Annotated in this window: 17 protein-coding genes; 4 read left to right on the plus strand and 13 right to left on the minus strand. The window is 40.3% G+C overall.

Translation table 11 applies throughout. The annotated features are described in order from the left end of the window. The first annotated feature begins 180 nt into the window (after nt 1-180). Nucleotides 181-309 carry a hypothetical protein gene (locus MA_RS29305; protein ID WP_282679839.1) on the plus strand — a complete coding sequence of 43 codons (129 nt, stop codon included), beginning with the start codon at nt 181-183 and terminating at the stop codon, nt 307-309. Nucleotides 310-744: 435 nt separating this feature from the next. On the opposite strand, the gene MA_RS06420 is transcribed toward MA_RS29305, so the two are convergent. From MA_RS06420 to MA_RS06440, 5 genes are all read right to left on the minus strand, one after another. Then, nucleotides 745-1,878: an ABC transporter ATP-binding protein gene (locus MA_RS06420; RefSeq protein WP_011021256.1), complete on the minus strand. Its 1,134-nt coding sequence runs from the start codon at nt 1,876-1,878 to the stop codon at nt 745-747. Continuing rightward, on the minus strand, nt 1,875-2,552 hold the full coding sequence (modB, locus tag MA_RS06425) for a molybdate ABC transporter permease subunit (protein WP_011021257.1): 678 nt from the start codon (nt 2,550-2,552) through the stop codon (nt 1,875-1,877). Before modB ends, MA_RS06420 begins: the two co-directional genes overlap by 4 nt. A gap of 128 nt (nt 2,553-2,680) precedes the next feature. Then, a complete protein-coding gene (gene modA / locus MA_RS06430; protein ID WP_011021258.1) occupies nt 2,681-3,511 on the minus strand; it encodes a molybdate ABC transporter substrate-binding protein in 831 nt (276 codons plus the stop codon). 486 nt (nt 3,512-3,997) lie between these two features. Next, the gene (locus MA_RS06435) at nt 3,998-4,207 is read right to left on the minus strand and encodes a TOBE domain-containing protein (RefSeq protein ID WP_011021259.1); all 210 of its coding nucleotides are present in this window, start codon (nt 4,205-4,207) and stop codon (nt 3,998-4,000) included. 290 nt (nt 4,208-4,497) lie between these two features. Then, nucleotides 4,498-4,707, minus strand: coding sequence for a TOBE domain-containing protein (locus MA_RS06440; protein ID WP_048065065.1), 210 nt, complete (start codon nt 4,705-4,707; stop codon nt 4,498-4,500). Nucleotides 4,708-4,982: 275 nt separating this feature from the next. Between MA_RS06440 and MA_RS29310 the strand changes: the two genes are divergently transcribed. Beyond that, nucleotides 4,983-5,105, plus strand: a complete 123-nt coding sequence (locus MA_RS29310; protein WP_281085384.1) for a hypothetical protein — start codon at nt 4,983-4,985, stop codon at nt 5,103-5,105. 203 nt (nt 5,106-5,308) lie between these two features. Continuing rightward, a complete protein-coding gene (locus tag MA_RS06445) occupies nt 5,309-6,634 on the plus strand; it encodes a formylmethanofuran dehydrogenase subunit B (RefSeq protein WP_011021262.1) in 1,326 nt (441 codons plus the stop codon). Nucleotides 6,635-6,804: 170 nt separating this feature from the next. Here MA_RS06445 and MA_RS28115 read toward each other — a convergent pair whose 3' ends face one another. Then, nucleotides 6,805-8,340, minus strand: coding sequence for a transposase (locus MA_RS28115; protein WP_011021263.1), 1,536 nt, complete (start codon nt 8,338-8,340; stop codon nt 6,805-6,807). An 826-nt stretch (nt 8,341-9,166) separates the two neighbouring features. On the opposite strand from MA_RS28115, the gene MA_RS06455 reads away from it, so the two are divergent. Beyond that, nucleotides 9,167-13,759: an NACHT domain-containing protein gene (locus MA_RS06455; protein WP_157860112.1), complete on the plus strand. Its 4,593-nt coding sequence runs from the start codon at nt 9,167-9,169 to the stop codon at nt 13,757-13,759. A gap of 217 nt (nt 13,760-13,976) precedes the next feature. On the opposite strand, the gene MA_RS06460 is transcribed toward MA_RS06455, so the two are convergent. The 7 genes from MA_RS06460 to MA_RS06490 all read right to left on the minus strand — a co-directional run bounded on the left by MA_RS06460 (nt 13,977) and on the right by MA_RS06490 (nt 21,689). Then, on the minus strand, nt 13,977-14,894 hold the full coding sequence (locus tag MA_RS06460; RefSeq protein WP_011021265.1) for an ABC transporter ATP-binding protein: 918 nt from the start codon (nt 14,892-14,894) through the stop codon (nt 13,977-13,979). Continuing rightward, nucleotides 14,887-15,825 (minus strand): ABC transporter ATP-binding protein, encoded by a 939-nt coding sequence (locus MA_RS06465; protein WP_083755881.1) that lies wholly within the window; start codon nt 15,823-15,825, stop codon nt 14,887-14,889. Before MA_RS06465 ends, MA_RS06460 begins: the two co-directional genes overlap by 8 nt. 1 nt (nt 15,826) lies before the next feature. Beyond that, the gene (gene nikC / locus MA_RS06470; RefSeq protein WP_048065067.1) at nt 15,827-16,666 is read right to left on the minus strand and encodes a nickel transporter permease; all 840 of its coding nucleotides are present in this window, start codon (nt 16,664-16,666) and stop codon (nt 15,827-15,829) included. After that, complete coding sequence (locus MA_RS06475; RefSeq protein ID WP_011021268.1) at nt 16,650-17,600, minus strand: ABC transporter permease; 951 nt, start codon at nt 17,598-17,600, stop codon at nt 16,650-16,652. Before MA_RS06475 ends, nikC begins: the two co-directional genes overlap by 17 nt. 31 nt (nt 17,601-17,631) lie before the next feature. Continuing rightward, nucleotides 17,632-18,324, minus strand: a complete 693-nt coding sequence (locus MA_RS06480) for a class I SAM-dependent methyltransferase (protein ID WP_011021269.1) — start codon at nt 18,322-18,324, stop codon at nt 17,632-17,634. Nucleotides 18,325-18,335: 11 nt separating this feature from the next. After that, nucleotides 18,336-19,898, minus strand: coding sequence for an ABC transporter substrate-binding protein (locus MA_RS06485; RefSeq protein WP_011021270.1), 1,563 nt, complete (start codon nt 19,896-19,898; stop codon nt 18,336-18,338). A 216-nt stretch (nt 19,899-20,114) separates the two neighbouring features. Then, the gene (locus MA_RS06490; RefSeq protein ID WP_048065068.1) at nt 20,115-21,689 is read right to left on the minus strand and encodes an ABC transporter substrate-binding protein; all 1,575 of its coding nucleotides are present in this window, start codon (nt 21,687-21,689) and stop codon (nt 20,115-20,117) included. Between the last annotated feature and the right edge of the window lie 702 nt (nt 21,690-22,391).

Genomic DNA, 22,391 nt, shown 5'->3' on the forward strand with positions numbered 1-22,391 from the left:
TGGAAAAAGTGGTATCGAAAAGTCATTGCCCAGCAAAATACTAAGGATACTATCATTATCAGGTTAAATGAGTTCGTATTCATGGTTGTGATATTTAAATAGTGGAGATTGAAGTGCATCATTTGCAACAGTCTCAAAGTCGATATTTTGATTCAGTTGCATGATTAAGGAGGTTAGAACTTGGGTGCTGAATGTGAAACAAGATTCCAGAATCTACACGATGAAATCGAGAAAATAAATACAGAGATTAAAGAGCTAAAGAACGAGATTAGAAAGAATAAAATAAACAACTCGCCTGCGAATATATGAAAAGACAGGAGACAAGTTCAAAAGCAAACTAAGAAATCACAGAAAAAGATTTCACGAATGTAATAAGAAAAGTATTATATTTCAGACTGGAATGACAAGTAAATCCGGGCTCTTCGGTATTTCGAGAGGTAATTTGATCTGTTTCCTGGAAAAGTATAACATATAAACTGAAAATACTATTGAAAACCAACCCGTGTATCATATTTTTCTGATTGGTCCGCCAAATTATATCTTCAGTATTATTTATATTCTCTACAAAAACGAGGAGAGTCCGGAAGGTAAAATACACTGGCAAAATAATTCCAGTACAGAGCTTAAGTAAATATTAGCTCGTTACTGCCATTTGAGCTTGAAAAAACAATTATGCAATGGTGAGCTGTCAGTACACTGCCATAATCAATATCCCATCTACAATAAAATATTCTATTTGTTGGGTCAGAAATTACGGAATGCTACTACTTTATTCATTTCCAGTCTGACCAGGCAGAAACCGCCTGCATGCAGCTCCAGGGAATCAACAAATTGTGCAGGTACTTCTGCAATCAGAGTTTTGTTATACCTTACAAGTTTAAGGGTAATTCTTTTTTTAGGCCCTTTATTTATGATATTGTTCACATGTGCAGAATAAATATTTTCATCCTGATCTTCAGAGCCGGAAACCGGCAAAAGAGTTATGTTTTCCGGGTAGATCCCCCAGGTAACTTTATCCCCTGCTTTGAAGTTCGGAGATTCTATTTTTATTCTCATGTCTCCACTTCTTAATACTGTACTTTTTGACTCTTTATCGTACTCTTCAACATAGGCATCGTCAAAAATATTTGATATCCCAATAAGTTCTGACACCTGAAGGTTTGCAGGCTGATAAAAGATTTCTTCCGGAGTCCCGAACTGCTGGATCTTTCCTCCATGTAAGATGAGAATCCTGTCAGCCAGCAGGAAAGCTTCCTCAAGGTTGTGTGTGATGAATAACAGAGGTATCTCAATCTTTTTTTGCAAATTTTTTATTTTATCGGCAAGTTCGGTCCTTATTTCCATATCCAGTGCGGAAAACGGTTCATCCAGAAGTAAAATCCCCGGTTTGGGGGCAAGGGCTCTTGCCAGGGCGACTCTCTGTTTCTGTCCACCTGATATCTGTGAAGGGTAGCGGGTTTCCAGCTCCTCAATATGGAGCAGGTTCAGCATTTCCATGACCCTTACTTCCCTGTCCTCTTTTTCCCATTTTTTGAGGCCGCATTCTATGTTTTTTCTCACGTTCATGTGGGGAAAGAGGGTATAGTTCTGAAAAACATAGCCAAGATTACGTTTCTGGATTGGCAGGTTAATTTTTTTGTCTTTGTCGTAGTATATTTTACTCCCTACAGTTATCTTTCCGTTATCCGGCTGTGTGATTCCCGAAATGCATTTAAACAACGTGGTCTTTCCGGACCCTGAAGGCCCGAAAAGCACCACAAGTTCGTTATCCATTTCAAAGCTGACATCTAACGTAAAAGCTTTTCCAGTGCTTCTTTTCCTATTGATTTCAGCTTCAGTATAATGTTTTTTAATATCAACTTTAACGCCCAATCTCATACCTCTAATTTTCCTGCGAATCTTCCGGTCAATGCAATGGTCAGCAGGGACATAAAGACCAGGATTAAGACCAGCACCTGGGCAAGTTCGTTATTTCCCGCCTGAAAGGCGCTATATATCGAGATCGACATTGTGTTCGTTTTTCCCGGGATATTTCCTGCCAGCATAAGAGTTGCTCCGAATTCTCCCATAGCCCTGGCAAAACTGAGTATCAGCCCTGCCAGTATTCCTTTTTTTGCAATTGGTAGGGTTATTTGCAGAGCGGTCTCAAGTTCACTTTTTCCAAGGATATAGGCAGCATATTCTATTTCCCTATCCACTGCTTCAATGGCTGCTTTTGCGGTATATACCATCAGGGGAAGGGAAACCGTATATGCCGCAATAACTGCTGCCTGCCAGGTGAACATGATCCCTGTCCCCAGAAAATTGAGAATCATCTGCCCTAAAAATCCATTTCTTCCCACCAGGACAACAAGAAGGTAACCAATTACGGTAGGGGGAAGGACAAGGGGAAGAGTTAGTAGTAGTTCCGCAAGTCCTTTCCCCCTGAAATCCCGCCTTGCAAACACATAAGCTATGGCTACGCCACTGGATAGTACGAAAAAAGACGATATAGCTGCTATCCAGAGCGTGAGTGATAAAGGAAACCAGATATTGTCCAGCATAGGTATCATTTCTTACGTTTTGGTCTTACGTTTTCTAGTTTCTGTTTTTAGCTTCTGCTTTAGCTTCTGCTTTTAGCTTATGCCTTTAGCTTCTGTTTTTAGCTTCTGTTTTTAGCTTCTGTTTCTAGCTTACGTTTTCATTCTGATTCGGGAGTGAACCCGTATTCCTCAAGTATTTCCTGGCCTTCCTGTCCTGTTACGAAATCGATGAATTCCTGTGCTTCTTCTTTGTTTTCAGACGCCGAAACCACAGCTATGGGGTAGCTAATAGGGGTAGTTACAGGCACTGTTGCAACGATTTCGATGGTTTCGGGCTCTGCGGTCTTTGCGTCGGTCATGTACACAAAACCTGCATCAACCTCTCCTCTTTCAACATATACAAGGACCTGTTTTACATCTTCGGCAAGTACTGTCTTTCCTTCCAGCTGGTCCCAGATGCCTGCTTCGGTCAGAGACTGGGTTGTATATTTGCCTACAGGAGCTGTTTCGGGATTTCCGATTGCGATCCTCTCAACTTCGAGGGAGGTCAGGTCTTCTATTCCGCTTATGTTGAGGGTACTGCTTGATGGAACTATGAGCACGAGGGAGTTCTGGGCGAAGTCTTCCCTTGAGCTGTTCTCAATTAACCCCTCTCCGGCAAGTATGTCCATGTGGCTCTGGGAAGCCGAAGCAAAAACATCAACCGGAGCTCCTCCCTCTATTTGCGTACGCAGGCTTCCGGACCCTGCAAAGTTGAAATTAACGTCTACGCCAGGGTTTTCGGTTTCAAACTGGGATTCCATATCCGTAAAGACTTCGGTTAGGCTGGCAGCTGCAGAAACTAAAATAGTTTCGGACTCCTGCCCGGGTACCGCTGTTTCTGCTGTGGGGGTGCCCGTTTCGTTTACAGCTTCGCTTCCGTTTTCAGCACATCCTATTGCAAGGAATACACCTAATAACACTAACAGAACGATCAGTTCTTTCCTCATGATTTCGCCTACTAAAAATATTTTTTTATAATTACGTACTTACTCAATTGAACTAAGGATCGAAAGCAATGGACCTCTGAAAGTACGAATAACTTTTTGTTTTCATCTATTTTTATTTTTCCATATAAATAAATTTCAAAAAAAAGCTTCAATCATCTAAGTCCGTATAAGGTATGGACCCTGAAGAGAGTAATTACTTTCTTAAAAGCTTATTAATTAATAATGATGTTTAAGAGCAAATTTTTCCGTGGAACGTTCTACATTATCGAGTTGAGTATCCAAATATGGTGAAGTAAGTAAAACTACTGCTCAAGAATAATAAGACCAGATAAGGATCCACATTCCGCAGATGTACACATATGTATGATTTATCTGCTTTTTTAAACTAATCCGATTAATACAAGGTGACTCTTGTGCATTTCTACGGAAAGCGGAATAAGGTTTTGCCTATTTATTCTCCGTTAAGGATAAAAGGAAATAAAGCTTTCAGTCTGTTGCTATCATCACACTTGAGGCCTTGAATGCTGCGTATACTTCGCTTCCTTCCTTCAACTTCATATTTTCAGCTGAGGTCTTCGTAATGATGGAAGTGACTTCTGTTCCACTTGGCAATTCTACTACAATTTCCGCATTGACCATCCCGATGACGATACTTTTTACCTTCCCCTTAAAGACATTGCGTGCGCTCAGTTTCATATTTTTCTCCTCCTTACAGGCAATTAATTATCCACCAATAGGTAATCAATTCCCTATTTTTACTGGTCTTGGATTATATTTGAACCTATCTATAAATTCGATTTAAGGTCTTTCTAAAAACTTTGTATTGAGCTAAGATTCTACATTTTGTAGCTGTACACAGGTATATAATTCATCCGCTTTTTTTTAAGGTACTGTTGATAAATCAAGCAGGCTTTAAGGCACTTCTCTGGAATGCGGAATTAGTATTTCTGGCCACATCTCTCATTAGTGACGATAGATCAAAGCTTTTAATCTGTGCCTATCATCACATTTGAGGCCTTGAGTGCTGCGCATACTTCGCTTCCTACTTTCAAATTCATACTCTCAGCTGATGTTTTTGTGATGATGGAAGTGATTTCCGTTCCCTCTGGCAATTCGATTACAATTTCAGTATTAACCATTCCGGTGACAATGCTTTTAACCTTGCCTTTCAAAACGTTACGTGCACTCAGTTTCATTTTTAATCCTCCATTCAATACGGAAGGCGATTTCCGCCATCTCACATATAAAGTTTCTTTTATATATAATTTGCGAACTTTAGATCAGCTTCTGTCCTCATGATTTATATCCGGGAATGAGGTAGATTTTCTACTCAAATACGTTAAGAGTCGATATGTTTATATCTAATCGTAAATTTACTTCCGAATGTAAATTCTTTATGCTGTTTATATATAACTTGAGATAAAACAGTTTACTGATGACGAACCTGGATATGGGAATCGTTAACTGGTAAATGACAGCAAAGAAACTTGAACACGGTTTTTTTCTATTGGGACCCGGAAAGCCCTGGGCTTTCTTTGATTCCCCCACCCGTCTTCCTGACTGCAGGGAACAGGCGTATTCCTATACCTGTTGACATTGGAGTACTAGTTCATAAAAATGAAACAGTGCTGTGCAATTGCTGTGCTCTGTTCTTTCAGCATGAAAATGAACTGCTGTACAGCTCACGGAACAATGTTGAGAGGTAAGCAAAATGCAAGATGATAAGCTATTATCCGATTTTCCTGGAATGAGCTCTGAATCGACGGCTTTGGATATTAATGTCGGAGGCTGGTGATTATGTTTTTCAAAAACATAATTTGTCCTGCCTGTGGGGCTGCCTGCGACGATATTCAGGTTGAATTCAAGAACGGAGCAATTGAAGCCAAAAATATATGCAAAGTTGGGAATGCCAGGTTCAAGGCGCTTACCAGTTCCCGGAGACTCAAACAGCCCCTTATAAAGTTTGAGGGAAAATTAAAGTCTGTTTCCTGGGACGAAGCCCTCGAAAAAGCTGCTGATATCCTTGTTTCGGCAAAACGTCCTCTGCTTTTTATGGGAAGTGATATTTCCTGTGAAACGCATGAAATCGGGCTTCGAATCGGAGAATATCTGGGTGCGGTTGTGGATTCCAATACTACTCTGGGGAACGGGCCAGCAGCCATGGGCCTTCAGGAGTCAGGGAAAACAGCTGCAACAGAAGGACAAAAGAAAAACAGAGGCGACCTTGTAGTCTACTGGGGAACCAATCCTCTCGAATCCATGCCCAGGCAGATGTCCAGGTACGGAGTTTTCCCGAGAGGTTACTGGACCGGACGCGGGCGTTTTGACCGGACAGTTATAACGGTGGATCCAAGAAAAACTCTCACTTCCGAGGCTTCCGACCTGCACGTGCAGCTCAAACCTAACTCCGATTACGAACTGATAAGTGGCCTGCTGACCCTGCTCCACGGAAAAACTCCTCATCCCTCAATAGAAGAAGTCACAGGAATTCCCATCTTCTTGATGGAACGGATGCTCTATATGATGAAAAACTGTAACTTCGGTTCAATCTCAGTAGGAGTTGGGCTTTCTTCTTCAATCGGGAAGCACAGAAACGTCGAAATTGCCATGAACCTCGTAAAGGAACTGAACAATTATACCAAGTTTACCCTTGGAGTTCTCCGCAGTCACTGCAATGCTGCAGGCTTTAACCAGATCGCATCCGGCATGTACGGCTATCCCTTCGGGCTTGACTTCATGAAGGGGTATCCCCGTTACAACCCCGGGGAGTTCACCACTGCGGATTTGTTGCGGGAAAGGGATGTGGACGCTGTCTTTGTGATAGGCACCGATCTTTTAAACGAGGTCCCTGCGGATTGTGCAGCTTACCTTTCAGAAATTCCCCTGATCTGCCTGGACATTGTTCCATGTCCTACCATAATTGTCTCGGATGTCGTGCTTCCGGCTGTTATTGATGCAATGGAATGCGATGGAACCTTCTACAGGCTCGATGACGTGGCTGTTCACTTCGAGCCCTTCATGGATTCTTCCTTTGAGTTCACAAAGAGTAATGAAGACACCTTAAAGCAGCTTTTTGTGAAGATCAAAGAAAAATGTAACTATAAGCCTGTCAAAATCAGTTAATGGATATCAAAAAGTCATTTTTGCAGTGGAACGCAGATATAAGTCCGGACTTCGGTTTGATTGGGAAAATCTCAAATTAAGTGAGCCTTTGCCAATTTCACTATTAATGCTTTAAAATCAAATTAAAAGCACTAAACTTCCTTTTTTTTAAAAAAATTGCTTTTACTTGCTCAGATATTCAACCTTCTAAAAGCTCCTGGTGCTCTTATCAGATCATGTCTTCCAACTTTAAAAGCTGTAAGTGCCGTAAGTAATGCGGCAATATTGCTTATCGATACATAGATTTTAGCCCATTCACTTCCTCTGGTTGGTGTTTTTGATCTATTGTATCCAACAACATCGTTTGAATTTTTCCTTTCAACAGTGGTTCTTATATTGTACAATTTTCCAAGCAATTTATGATAAATTCTTGGGACGTATTGAGCTCTGAAGTGGTTCCCCTTTTCTGTTTTCAAGATATTTCCAACACTATTCGCTCTTGCAGCTATGACTGGAATAACCCCTTTCTCAATTACTGTTTCATTGGAAAGATGACTATCAGGTCCTGCATCAGCGATCACAAAAAACGGTTTTTCTGTTGCTGATTTCATACATTGGTTTATTGTATCCTGAAATATGGTGTTGTCATTTTTACTAGCGTTTACTGCATCCCAATAAACAGGTAAACCCCACCAGCTATCAACAATACATGTATCAGTGTATCCTGTTCCTGATAATACACTAAATTTACCTGTTTTCTTGACATAATGTCCAGCATCTGGATCGGAAAGCTGTCCAGTCTCTTTATTTTTCAAACCACTGCAATTACACTCAAAAAATCTTCGATCCCAAATCCAGATTTTGTCACCAATAAGGTTAAGATTTCTACATTCTTGGATTAGTAATTCTGCATATGTGTCCAGATAAGGATAAATCATTTTTAGGTTTCGTCGATAAGAAGAAAGAGTAATCTTTTCTCCGCTTTTGATTTTTAATTCATTCCTTAGAGCTTGGTTCTGGTTGTAATCTCTGATAAATGATTCAAGATTAGAATATCCAAGTTTGCATCTTGATAACTCTAGCTTGAAAATATTATTGAAAGATAGTTCTTCAAGTTGAGGTTTATACCCCATTGATACCTGAATGTCATTAAAATAAGAACCAAGCGAAGGGTTTAATTCAAAAATGTTCCTCAAATATCCTCTAAATTTTTTAAGATTTTGAAAAGCGAGTATTTGACTCAGAGGAAGAACATTCTCCATATAGTCCTTACTCTTCACAATTAAAGGTTTAACCTTGTAAGGGACATTAATTTTCCGTTTGAGGACATTTATTATGTCCTCAAAGAAATCAGACAGTACTCTTTGATACGTAGATATGACACAATGTCTACTGTTTTCTGCTTTTTTCTTATTCTTTTTATCACTCTTCAGGAACATAATTTTAAATTTTGAATTTTTAAAAAGAAAATGGTCCTTGAAAGTGGTGATACATATCGTTTTTTCAAAAAAATTACCTATAAAGCTTGCAAGCGTTGACTGGTTAACGTGAACGGTAAGAATTCTTGAATTGTCCTTTTTGTCTTCGAATTTTCTTCCAAATATCTTTTCATATTTTTTCCTGCCTTCAACACTCTTCAAGCTTACAACTATTGTTTTTGTAATCTCTAAAAAGTCACTCAACTGAAGCAAAAAATACTTATATCCCTTACCAACAATTTTTATCATGGATTATACCTTATTAAGGTTTATTTTTAGATTGGTACCTTAAAATAGGTTTAATTAGGTATAATCCTTATTATTTGATTTGAAATGGTATTTTAAAGACCAATAAATAATATTTCGATGAAATAATCTTTTTTTATTGTTATTTTAAAAAAAGAAGTAATTTAAAGAAAAATGGTAAAACCTCAAGTAAGTGAGTATTTTGCCTTATCACTTTTTAAGCCAGCTCTTCTAACTTTTTTTTCTGAAAATCGGTGGTTTTCGAGCAATCGTTTGATCTATGCCAGAGCCCAGAAGGAGTTTTAGTTTTCTCTATTATGCTGCGGGTTGAAGTTCCCCTATAGCCAGATAGATGCTTTTTCTTTATTGGGGTGGTTTTTTTATTTGTAATAGAGCTCATCCCAAAACTCTAAATTGGTTCTCTTATTCCCCAATTTTGAACGATTAATCAAGTTTCTTATCATGGAAAATAGTTCTGAAACTTTTATTGATTTAAGACGAAATTTGGTTTTGGGATGAGCTCATAAAGTGTCTTAGCAGCTTTTCTACCAGTCATGTAAAAAAAGAAGAAGTAAGTAGAAAGAATATATATATGAGAAAGACAAAAGTCGGCAAGGATAGATTTGATGTCTCTTTCATCTCTTTTTTATTGTGGGAAACCCTTTTTTAAATATTAAACTTACTTTAATGCACTCGGCTGCAAGCGATGGGATATTTTCGCGCCTTTGCAGTTATGATTTAAGTACAGAAAGAATTAAAAATAGTAATCTTTTTGACTTAGTACTCTCATTTGATTTTTAAATCCTAAACACCGAAGATGGTACTCCATATGTCAGATTCCATAAGAGGTTTAGCCAGTAACATGGTTTCAAGAAAAAAAGAGGGTATTGATCCATATATCTTATTTCTCGGAGCTGGAGCATCCATAAGTTCTGGGTGCTCAAGTATGATGCAAATTGTTGATGATGTCTTGAAACATCACGCTACTAAATCAGATCTTGATAAATGGAAAAGTGAAGTTGAAAATGCTACTCAAAAGGATCCGAAATTTGGAGATCTTGTTAGAAATGAACAAAATAAAATAAAGCGTACTCGTTTTTTTGAGATATGGAGAACATTAGACCACGATACTCAGCAATCAATCCTTAAACAACATCTGTGGGATAGAAAGCCCTCAGAAGGATACGACATTATAGTTAAGCTAATAAAAAAAGGTTTTATTAGAAAAATTCTTTCAACAAATTTGGATAATTTGCTAGAAAAAGCCTTGCACAAGGCAAATATGTGCTATTCAGATGATTTTGTAGTTCTTGTCAATGGAAAAGATCGACCAGAGGTAATAGCCAAACAACTTAATTCTTCCTCTAATTTTTTGGAAATTATTAAATTACATGGTAGTTTAGAGTTCTCAGCAAGCTACGCCTTTACCCCAGAAGAAACATCTTTTTTTGAAAATCAAATCGAGTCTGAGATTTATAAATTCATCAACCAAAGTCTCATAATTGTAGGATCTAGCATGCAAGATCAAGATATCCATGCACTTTTTAAAGAGAAAGGAAAGGAAATTTATTTCGTAAATTCCGCAACTCCAGAGGCAGAAAGTGAAAGTTCTCGGATTTTGTCACTTCGCGGTAAAGGGAAAGTAATAGATGGAAAAGATGGACATTTTGACGAATTTTTTAGGAAATTATTAACGTGCATGGAGTATGAAGAAAATAATGTTTCATCTCCTTTCAATGAAAGTGGAGTTAACGTTTCAGGAATTGAAGCCCCAGGACTTGGAAATATAGTGGCTCATAAGCTCTCCAGAGAGCCTTATACTACTGAGATTTTCACCTGTTCTTCTATGAATACGAAATATAAAGTAGTAGAGCTTTATGAATCTAAAGAAAACTATTCCATTGTTCCCGATTATTTGCCCAGAAAAGTGTGCAAAGTGAAGAACTTCAGTCCCAGCATTGCTTTGTTTTCAAGCGAAAATAATTATGAAAATATTTGCCAAGCAATTAATGAAAACAAACACATTGTACTTCTTTGCGACGCTGGAGTAGGGAAAACGACCGAGCTAAAGCAACTTGATTATCAATGTTCGAGGCTTCACTCCTACTGTCCAATTTTCATTCCTCTCAATTTATACACAAATAAGAGAATTAAGGAGTATTTCCCTAAGAACTGGGAGTTAATACCAGAAAAAGAGCTTCTTGTTTTGCTTGATGGATTTGATGAAATTGAAAGTAAAAATATTAATGATGCAATTCGCGAAATTGAATTTTTTGTAAGAGAGTGTCCCGACGCGCATATTGTAGTTTCTTGCAGAACTAATTTTTACAAAATAGAAACTGAAGAAGATGAAGGTCTGTTAAATGGATTTACTTCTTATATACTTCTTGACCTTGAAAACAAAGAAATTAAAAAATATGCCAAAGATAAGCTGGATTTTAAATCAACTTATTTTTTTGATTCAATCTACGAGAAAGATCTTTACCCTTTACTAAAATCCCCTTTTTATTTAAAATATTTGGTTGAAATGTATATAATAAATAATAATCTTTCCAAAAGTAAAGTCGAGATATTCAAAAATTTATTAAAATCAAGAATTAAACTTGACATTAAACATTATCGCACAACAAAAGAGCTGGAGAATGAGACGAAAAACTTGATGAAAAACCTAGAACACGTTGCCTTGGCAATGGAATGTCTAGGAAGAAACTATATTGATAATGAAGAATTAGAAGAGATATTACCAGAAAGATCTTCAAGAGAATTATTGAAATACTGCACAACATGGGTTAAGCAAGAAATTGATCAAGTAACTTGGCAGTTTGAGCATAATAATTTTCAGGAATATTTAGCAGCCAAAAAACTAGCAAATTATCCTATTGAAGTGATTAAGGAATTTGTATCTTCTGAAAATGAACATGAAAAAATTGCTCTGTCTTGGGTAAATACACTTTCTTTCCTTGTTAGTATCTATGGTACTGACGATCTACAAAAATGGATTTTATCCGTGCAACCTGAACTTTTTGTAAAGTTTGAGTATAATACAATCAGTAGAAAAGAGAGAATTAGAATATTCAAAGAAATATTCGAAAGCTATGAAGAAAAAGAAATATGGATACCATTAGGTAAGTTCCGAATTGATGAACTTGCGAGATTCGGGCAATCTGATGAGATAGTTGATTATTTGCTAAACAAAATCGAGAAAGGTGCACATTTCACTACAATAGGAACGGCAATCGAATTATTGTGCGAAATAAAAGATATACCGACAGAATATAAAGAGAGGGCAAAAGATATTTTAATAGCACGTGCTTTGGAAACAAGTTATAATGGAATTGTGCAAAATTATGCCCTTGAGTGCTTGTCGGTTCACAAATTTGATTCAAAAGAAATCATTGACCAAATTGTGCCATCACTGAGAAGATCAAAAGATGATAACATTAGATCAGGATTGTATCGTCTCTTATGTAACAGTGATTATCTTAATGATTACATAGATATTTTTTTAGAGGGAGTTGATTGTGCATATTCCCGAAAAATTTTTTCTTTTTCAGAATTTACATATCTAATGGAAGGTTTTAATAAAGCTAATTCTCCCAAATCAATCCGAAAAATAGTAGAATTCTTTAGGAAAGAACCTGAAAATTTAGAGAATATTTATTTTAACCGAGAAATTGGTTTTTTGGACAATGCTGCCCAAGTATACATGAAAGATCCTTCAATTTTAGAATCCTGTTTAGAACTATTCAAAGTATTATTAATAGGACATGAAAAACAAGCTCAAAACTTTTTGAGATTTTTTGATAATACCAATTCAAGACTTCAGGTTTTTCAAAAGATTTATTCGGAACGGAATGTTGAGAAATACGCAATTTTAAACCTTGGAACTTTAGCTGATATGGACTGTATTGAATTTTATGTTAAAGAATATGAGGAGGGAAGAATTACAGATTCCGAAATATGGAAACTACAAAATTCGCTTGCATTTGAAAATAAGCAGTTATGTACTCAATTTAACAAACTGATTGTCGATAAGTTTGGAGATAAGTTTGCTTTGCCTCCAAATATAGATTATGAGAAAGTAAGGATAGAAGGAGTTCAGAGGGACGTTGAGTTAATTTTTAACAAAGAGCTATTCCTCGAAGAAATTGTTAGGATCTTCAAAATAAGCAAGAAAGAAAAACTTACACGCTTGGAACTATCTCATGTAGGATTAGAAAATTTTGAAGACAATGTCTCTAAGTTAATAATTCATTTATTATACAAAATTGCTGGTGATAAAACAGTTTCTCTCGAAGAAGCTATTGAATATATTAATGGTTTAAACTGGGATTCTTTTGTCATAGGAAAAGTTTACGAGATGTCAATAAGAGATGAGGACATTAGTCTTACACTGGAACAAAAACGATATGTATCTGAGTGGTGTCTTTCACATGTTCATGATGTTGATTTTAGAAAAGTAATTTCTAAAAAAGATAACAGAATAATTACTGATCGAAAAGCTATACTTCTGTGGTATTTTTTAAGAAAATTTGGCCTTTTCTATCCAGTAAATGTTCTATTAGATTTAATTTCTTTTGACAGTTCTGATTTAGGAACCGAATTTGTTGGAATAGAATATCTGGAAAGACGATTGCCTCTCCAAGAAATGAAAAAAAGAATTTTAGAAAATTTGAATGAGGGAATCGAATATGACTTCATTTTGGAAAACCACATTATTTTCTGCAAAAACCACAGAATAAAACAAATACTACAATTTACTCCTGATATCATAACTGATGTAAATCGAGCCTATAGTGTACGAAAAATAGCACTGGACATTACTATTGAAATGTCAGAAGATCTAGATGAATTAGAGGTTATATTAACAAAAATAAATGATGCCTTTAAATGGGTAGTTCTTAAAACACTTATTGATAATAATAAGAATTGCGAAGTTTTTCTTTTGAATACTTATAATGAAGGAAACGAAAACGATAAATTAGAGGCTTCTATTTATTTAATGAAATCCCAAAACATAAAGGGAATCGAACTTCTTATTGAATGGATAAAAGAAAATGAAAAATATCCTTGGTTTATCGGTGAATCTCCTCTACGATCCCTCTCTGATTCTATTTTTGTTCCAGGTCTATTAAACCTACTCAAAATAAGTTATCAAGAAAATATTTCCCAAGATAGTTTCCACAGTTTACATAATGACGTTTTGGAAGCTTTATCAAGAATAGCAATGAACTCTGAACGAAATCTCTCCGAAATTAAAAGTTGCATTGAGAATTTTATAACTGAGAATTCGTCAAATATAAAGAATATTAATTTCTTGTATTCTTACTTGGAAAACTTAGAACTCAATTTTAGTGAGACAAGAAATAAGGATATAAATTATGTAATAGCTAAGTTTCAAGATCTGAATATCACTATATAATAAATAGATCGTTTTCTGCGTCAAGCGTGACAAGAAAGGTTTCGTAGTCCCTTTTATGGATTATTGTAGGGATTATAGGTTTTGTCTTACTTTTTCAGCTTATATGTCTCATTATGTGGGTACCGAGATTCAGAAGATTTCTCCTTAGTTTTTCTTTTCCTGCACACGTAATTCCTGTGGATAAAACAGTTTCTGGATAACAATGTCTGGATTGCAGTCATTTTGCTTTCCAGCACCTCACCAATCTCCCCGAAACATCCCTTAATTTTTGAGGTTCTTTGCACATGTCCGTTCTCTCCCGGCACAATCTGAAGTAGGGACAGCCCGAAAAACCAGCTGGCTGCGCTTCTCCTTCCTCGGGAAGCACAAGCTCAAGCGACACATACCGTACTGCATCCAGAAGGGCACGCGTATACGGGTGCAGAGGCTGATCAAAGACATCCTTTCCTTCCTCAACAATTTCACCTGCATACATCACCAGCCCCCGGTCCGAAACAGCCTTTGCCGTCTCCAGGTCGTGCGTGATAAACACCATTCCAAGCTCTCGTTTCTTCTGAATCTCTTTGAGCACCGCCACAATAAACGCCTGTACCGACACATCGAGCATTGAGGTCGCTTCATCGCAGACCAGCAGCTCGGGCTTCAGAGCAAGCGCCCTGGCAATTACCACCCTCTGCAGCTCTCCTCCTGACAGCTCATGCGGATATCGGGGCTTGTGCTCTGCAGAAAGCCCCACTTCCGCAAACAGGGCATCTACCTTTGCCGAAATATCCTCTCTGGAAAAAGCCCTGGAAATCACCAGCGGCTCGGCAACCGACCTTTCAACCGTCCATCTCGGATCAAGCACATCAGCCGGGTTCTGGGGGATCAGCTGGATTTTTCCCATAAACCTCCGGAGCTTCTTCCAGCTCATCCCCGTCAGTTTCGTCTCGTCGAAAAACACTTCCCCTGAAGCCGGTGACAGTTGCTGGACAAGCAGCTTTGCAAGCGTTGATTTTCCGCACCCTGACTCTCCGACAATAGCTACCGCCTCGCCCGGAAGAATCTCAAGATCCACGCTGCGGACAGCTGTCTTTTTGGTGGTTTTAATCAGGCCGGAGGTGTAAACATAACGCAGATTCTCTGCCTTAAGCATACATCCAGCACCTCACACATCTTCCCCCCAATTCCACAACCGGCGGATCAGTCAGGCATCTGTCCGTTTTGTACGGGCATCGTGGATGAAACCTGCAACCTTCCGGCACCGCAATCATTGAAGGGGACTGGCCCGGAATGGGGTGCATGCCGCGTTCCGGCACCGCATCCAGAAGCGCTTTTGAATATGGATGCAGAGGCTCTTTGAAAAACGGGTCCTTTCCTGCAATCTCTATTATCTGCCCGCAGTAGTTTACCGCGATTCGGTCCGACATCACCCGAGCAAAACCGACATCATGCGTAATTAAAAGAAACGCACAACCTTTCGAGACAACCTTCTTAAAAATTGCCGCAATATTGCGCTTTTTTAGCACATCAACACCTTTTGTTGGTTCATCAGCGATGATCAGCTCGGGATCTGCAGCCGTTCCCATTGCAACCATAGCCCGCTGCAGCATTCCGCCGCTGTACTGGAACGGGTATTCCCTTTCCCGCACCTCGGAAGGGATGATGTCAAAATACTTCAGAGCCCGGCAAGCCCTGGTCTTTGAGTCCTCTTTACTTATCCCGAGATGTGCCCGCATCGGCTCAGCAATCTGAGTGCCAACTCTTATCCCGGGATTCATCGCAAGATACGGGTTCTGGGCAATTGATGCAACCGTTTTGCCGCGGACTTTCTGCATCTCTTTTTCGGAAAGAGCGGATATCTCTGTACCGCAAAGTTCCACTTTCCCGGAAAACACTGCATTCGGGGGAAGCAGCCGCATTATTGCCTGGCCAAGTATCGATTTTCCGCTTCCTGACTCACCTATCAGTGAAAACACCTCATGTCTATTAATAGAAAATACCGCATCATCAACTGCGTGAACTGATCCCTGTCCGGTTGGGATTGATACGGAAACCCCGGATACTTTCAGCAACACATCAGGCATATCAGAACCTCCCTTCAAGCTCAATATTTTTCATCTTCTGGTCAAGTGCATCCCGCAGCCCGTCACCGAAGTAGTTGAACGCAAGCACGGTTATCATGATGAAAAGACCCGGGAAGAGCATCAGCCAGGGAGCGGTTGTGACATATGTCCTGCCCGCATTCAGCATTGCACCCCATTCCGGTGTTGAAGGCTGCACCCCAAGCCCGAGGAAACTTAAACCGGCTGCTGCCAGAATCACGTTCCCAATTCCAAGCGTTGCCATTATCAAAACAGGTGAGATAATATTCGGAAGGATATGCTTTATCATCACATAACTGTTTGAAGCACCGACCCAGCGGGAGGCCCGGACATAGCCTTTTGTCTTGACGTCAAGGGTTGAACCGCGTGCAACTCTCGCAAACACCGTCCACTCGACAACAATTAAAGCAAGCATCATGTTTTCCATCCCCTGACCCAGAAATGCTGTAATTGCAAGGGCCAGAAACATCGACGGAAATGCAAGGAAACTATCCGTCAGCCGCATGATAATCTCATCCAGCCAGCCGCCGTAATACCCTGCCAGAACGCCAAGTACTACTCCTACCGAAAGCGAAACACTTACAACCGCAAACCCGACGAAAAGGGATGCCCTTGCACCGTACATCACCATTGTCAGAATATCGCGGCCAAGGTGGTCGGTCCCGAATATGTGGTCGGAAGAAGGAGGTTGCAGACGGTTTTGCAGGTCCTTTTCCGTGTAGTCATATGGGGCTAAAACCCCAGCAAACACCGCCATGAAGATAAGCCCTCCGAGAATTATCAGGGAGAGGGTAATCTGCCGGTTTTTAAGAATTTCGATCATAGCGTATCTCCGGGTTTGCCCAAACATAGAATAAGTCTACAAAGAAGTTGATCAAAAGAAAAATAACGGCAACAAAGAGCACCGTGCCCTGTACCATCATATAATCATGGGAAAGAATCGAGTCCACCACAAGATTTCCAATACCCGCCCATCCGAAAATTGTCTCAACAACAACCGAGCCGTTTAAGAGAAAACCAATCGACAGCCCGACCACTGTGATAACCGGAACAAGCGCGTTTTTCAATGCATGCCTGAAGACAACGATTTGTTCAGAAAGCCCTTTTCCGCGTGCAGTCTGGATATATTCCTTTCCCATGACTTCCAGCATGCTTGAACGGATCATTCGCATCATCACCGCCGCCGATCCTGTCCCAAGAACGGTCGCCGGCAGGATCATGTAGCTGATGTCTGTCCCGTGACCGAATCCGGATGCCGGGAACCAGTGAATTATTACCGAGAAGAGAATTATCACCAGATAGGCCTGCCAGAAGTTTGGCATGGACACTCCGAGAAGAGCGCCAAAGCGGCAGGCGTCATCAACAATAGTGTTATGTTTCAGAGCTGATACGACGCCAAAGGGAATGGAGATAAAAAGAGCAATTGCAAGGGCAAGAACGGAAAGTGTCAGTGTATTTTTGAATGCATTCAGAACAGTTTCAAACACCGGCTGTTCGCTCATGTACGAGTAACCAAAGTCTCCGACAGCTGCGGCTTTGAGCCAGTTCAGATACTGGATGTAAAACGGCTGGTCAAGCCCGTGGGCTATGCGGAACGCTTCAACAGCTGCTTCATCATACCCCCCCGAGGGACTAGTCATCATAATCTCTGCCGGGTCACCCGGAGCGATGTAGATGAGTGAGAAACTCATAAATGAGATAAATATGAGAACCGGGAAGAGATATAGGGCCCGACGGATGAAATACTCTTTTAGCATTACAGTGCCTCTTGAAAACTTCAGCTCTTCCTCAATATTTTACTCCGGTGGCAAGGTATGGAACAGATAAATAGTCATGACCTTCCGGATCGCATCTTTTCATATACTCGGCATACTCGGGAAGAGCTTTCCAGGAGACATCCGAAAACCCGTTATTTTCCATGAGGCCTGCAATCATTTCAGGCGAGTTGCTTTTGTAAAGCGGAAGATACTCGATTAACTCCTCGTGAGTTCTTTCTTCAGGGTTATTATTTCCGTCTGAAACGTATTCTTGCTGGAACCATTGCCCGTCAATCGCAAGAATCCTGCCTCCGGGAACCAGGACTCTTTTGCATTCACTGAAGAATTTGTCGTGATCCGTGAGCGTCCAGAGAAGATGCATGTTTACAATAATATCAAACGTACAGGCTTCAAAAGGCAGGTTCTCTCCGTCCCCTTCAACAAACCTGATTAACAAATTACGGTTCCTTGCCCCTTCTTTTGCCCCTGCAAGCATCTCTTTTGAGATGTCGAGGGCCGTAACATTGTGTCCCAGCTCGGCGAAAACAAAGGCCTGGATTCCAGGTCCAGTTCCGATATCAAGGACACTGAGTTTTTTACCTGCAGGCAATTTCTCTGAAAAGAGGTTTTTCATAAGGAGAATCTCTTCATCAAGGTGGTCACGATACATTTTACGGTAACTTGGACTTCTTTTATTCCAGTGTGCTGTAATTTTGTCTTTCATTTTTTAATCCTTCAGGCAAGTTCCATTTCGTTTGTAAGGAACGTGTATTCGTTCGGATAAATTTCAAAACCTTTGAGGTCGGGCGAGCCCCCGTCAATTTCTTTCTTGTATGCAATACAGACAAGTACCGCGTCATTCTGGACCTGTTCCTGAATCATGTCATAGAGTTCTGTACGTTTTTCTTTGTCTGTTTCGGCCCTTGCTTCAAGAATCCATTCGTCAACCTGGGGATTCGAATAACGGAGCCAGTTAGACGCGTAGGTACCGGTTGAAAGGAAGTGGCTGGACACGAAGTAGTCAGGATCTCCTACAGGTGCAACTCCCCAGGAATAGAGTGCAAGGTCATAGTTTCCGGCTACTGCATCGGCACTAATTGAGTTTGTTTCGGCAATTTTTATCGTAACGGGGATGCTTATTTTTTCAAACTGGGTGGCAATTACTTCTGCCATTGGCTGGTGTGCTGCCTGTTTTGTATAGGTCTGGATTTCAATTGTGAACGGCTCTCCGTTGTAATAGAGCCTCCCATCACTTCCCGGTTTGATTCCCGCTTCAGCAAGGAGTTCCAGAGCTTTTTCAGGGTTATATTCGTAAGCTTCAATCTTGTAATTCGCACTCCAGGGCATGATGTCCGGGAATATTCCGGTTGCCGGAGAGCCTGCAACGCCTTCGAGGGCTGTGTCAACGATTTCCTGGCGGTCAAGAGCATAATTAAGCGCCTGGCGAACTCTTACATCGTCGAATGGAGCTTTTCCTTCGTTAATATACATAAAGTAGGTTCGAAGCGTTTCTCTGGATAAGATCTCAATATCAGGATCAGCTTCAAGGTTTTGGTATTCGCTTTGCAGGATATCTCTTGTAAGGTCAACATCGCCTGATCTGAGCAAAAGAGTTCGAGCTGCGGCGTCTTTACTGTACTGGATAATTATCCGGTCGATTTTTGGTTCCTCACCCCAGTAAACAGGATTCTTTACCAGTTCTATACTGGAGCCAGGTTCGAATGATACAAACATGTACGGACCTGTTCCGACCGGCTCTTTGTCGAGGTCACTGGCGTTGGGACTTACAATTGACATGATAGTGTCCGTGAACATGAGAATCGTTGGCGCGTATGGTTCATTTGTTTCCAAAACGATTGCGTAGTCATCGGTTTTGTAGATGTTTTTGATAAAAGAGTATTCCGATGACCTGCTGTTTGAAGGAGCAAGAACTCTGTTGATGGAATATATCACGGTATCTGCGTCCATTACGGTCCCATCATGGAAGCTTACATTCCTGCGGAGCTGAATTTTCCATGCTGTCTCATTTAGCTGCTTATAGTCTGTTGCAAGTTCAGGCTGGAGCGTCATGTTTTCGTCGTAAGAAAAGAGTGTCTCATAGATTCCGGTTCTTCGCATGGGCCAGCCTTCCCATGAAATGGAAGGATCAAGGCTTCCTCCTGTATCAGGGCCGGTCGTGAGAGCTACGTGAAGAATTTTTTCTTCAGAACCCTCTGTCTGAACACAACCCGAACAGATGATTATTGCAACAAAAATAATTGCAGTACAGGCAAACGATAACTCCATCCTCAAAGCCATGTCAATACCTCTTACAGTCAAAAAATTACTATCCAACCTGGATGAAACAAGCTCAAAATCAACTTTTTACCTCACAGATTTTTTTCCATGAGATTAAGTTTCCGCAGATACCTGTTTCCAGAAATCTTCTCGTTATTTCGGAGCTTGTTCCGGGCATGTTTTTGAATGGGATAGGCCAGAACTTCGCTGTAGAAGTCCCTGGCCTCCTCAAGAAATTTATACAAATCCGATATCTTTGGTGATGATTGTGTACTCGTTTGGATACATTACAAAACCTTCAACATCTGATGACAGTGCATAGATTTCGTTGGCATAGAAGACGGGCAGTATTGCTGCATCTTCCTGAATCTGTATCTGGATTTCGTCATATAGCTCCGCGCGTCTCTCTTCGTCCGTCTCTTTCCTTGCTTCAAGAATCAATTCATCGACCTGAGGGTTAGAATAGCGAAGCCAGTTGGCTGCGTAATTCCCGGTTGAGAGATAATGAAGCGAGAGGAAGTAATCAGGATCACCTGTCGGTGCCGTACTCCACGCAGCAAGTGAAAAGTCATACGTTCCTGCAACAGCGTTTGCTGTAAGGGCAGAACTATCCAGAATTGTCACAGTCGAGATAATGCCTATATCTTCCAGCTGTGAGGCGAGGATTTCCGCACTCGGCTGAAGAGCTGCACGTTTTGTGTAGGTCTGGATTTCAATGGTAAACGGCTCCCCGTTGTAGTAGAGTTTGCCATCTGTGCCTTTCGTGATTCCCGCTTCTTCGAAGAGTTCCAGAGCTTTTTCAGGGTTATATTCATAGGCTTCGATCTGGTCTTTTGCGTTCCAGGGCATGGTATTTGTGAATATGCCGGTTGCCGGAATGCCGGAAACCCCTTCAAGTGCCGTATCCACGATTTCCTGGCGGTTGATTGCATAGGAGAGGGCCTGGCGGACTCTGACATCGTCAAATGGGGCTTTGCCACCATTTACAAACAGGAAGTACGTACGCAGGGTTTCTCTGGAAATGACGTTTATATCAGGATTGGCCTGAAGTGCCGAATAGTCGCTCTGGAGAGGATCTCTGGCAATGTCGACATCTCCTGATTTTATCATCAGGGTTCTGGCAGTGCTGTCTTTGTTGTACTGAATAAGTATACGGTCAACTTTGACATCACCGCCCCAGTAATCAGGGTTCTTTTCTATTTCAAGGCTTGTACTTGGTTCAAAGGAAACAAACTTGAAGGGACCGGTCCCGATCGGCTCTTTGTCTGCGTCAACAATGCTGGGGCTAACGATCGACATTATCGGGTCTACAAGGGACGCTATCAATGGAGCATAAACGTCATTAGTTTCGATGACAATGGTGTACTCGCCGTTTTTTCGTACTTCTTTGATGAAGGAGTACTCGGATGATCTGCTGTTTGTCGGGTCAAGTACTCTGTTCAGCGAAAAGAGAACTGCATCCGCATTCATCTTTGTTCCGTCATGGAAGCTTACATCCTCACGGAGCTGGATTTCCCATTCTGTATCATTTAACTGTTTGTAGCCGGTTGCAAGTTTGGGCATGAGATTCATGTCCGCATCATAATAGAACAGTGTTTCATAGATGCCTGCCTGATGGACATACCACCCTGTCCAGCCGTTGGCAGGATCAAGACTGCCTCCGGTATCGGGACCTTCATTAAAAACTACGCGGAGAACTTTTTCTTCAGTCCCCTCAGTCTCAGCACATCCTGAACAGAGCAACGCCACAATCAAAATTACTGCAACTGCCGGGAAAGAGATTTTTGTTTTTTGTACGTTGAATTTCATCATTAGCACCAATGTGTATAAATATTTATGATATTATTAATACTATTTTTAACTAAGTTATATGGAATGTATATTTAAATCGTGTGATTTTATCCGATATTCATATGGTTGGTGTAATGAGATGTTTATTTTTTTGAATCAGGAGCTGTCCAGTAAGCTGTATCGGGGATTGGACCGATATTTTGTTCCCGAATTTAATCAGCCTGTTATTCCGGTTGAATACCCCGCAATCTTGCTGTGGGTGCGCCAGCGAAACTTTGATTTTGAAAAGTACTGATTGTAATAAAAGTACTGATTGTAATTCATGAGATGCAGAGACTAAGCATCAATTTTTGGCTAAAAGAACAAAAAAATAAGGCGGGTTTTAATTGCTTTTCATTCTAGAAATTATGTATCGTCAGTTGACGGGCTGTTCTTCCGGTACGTTTTCATTTCATGGTTTACGTGATAGTCGTAATTTCAGGCTCCATCAGCTCAGTAATTTCTGATCTCTTTTTGTTAACCCGACATCCTTCATCTAAGTTGTTTTATTCATTTTTACTCTTTTGGATACTCTGGAGAGTGTCTGTAAATTCATTGTTATATGTTCAATTATAAATATGAAATAAAATGCATAAATATTAATATCTTGTTACTTATGATGATATCCACATAATACCCTTATAAATAATAATACTGCCTAACGTTGTAATCATACTATACGGA

It is taken from the genome of Methanosarcina acetivorans C2A (assembly GCF_000007345.1).
GTDB classification, from domain to species: domain Archaea; phylum Halobacteriota; class Methanosarcinia; order Methanosarcinales; family Methanosarcinaceae; genus Methanosarcina; species Methanosarcina acetivorans.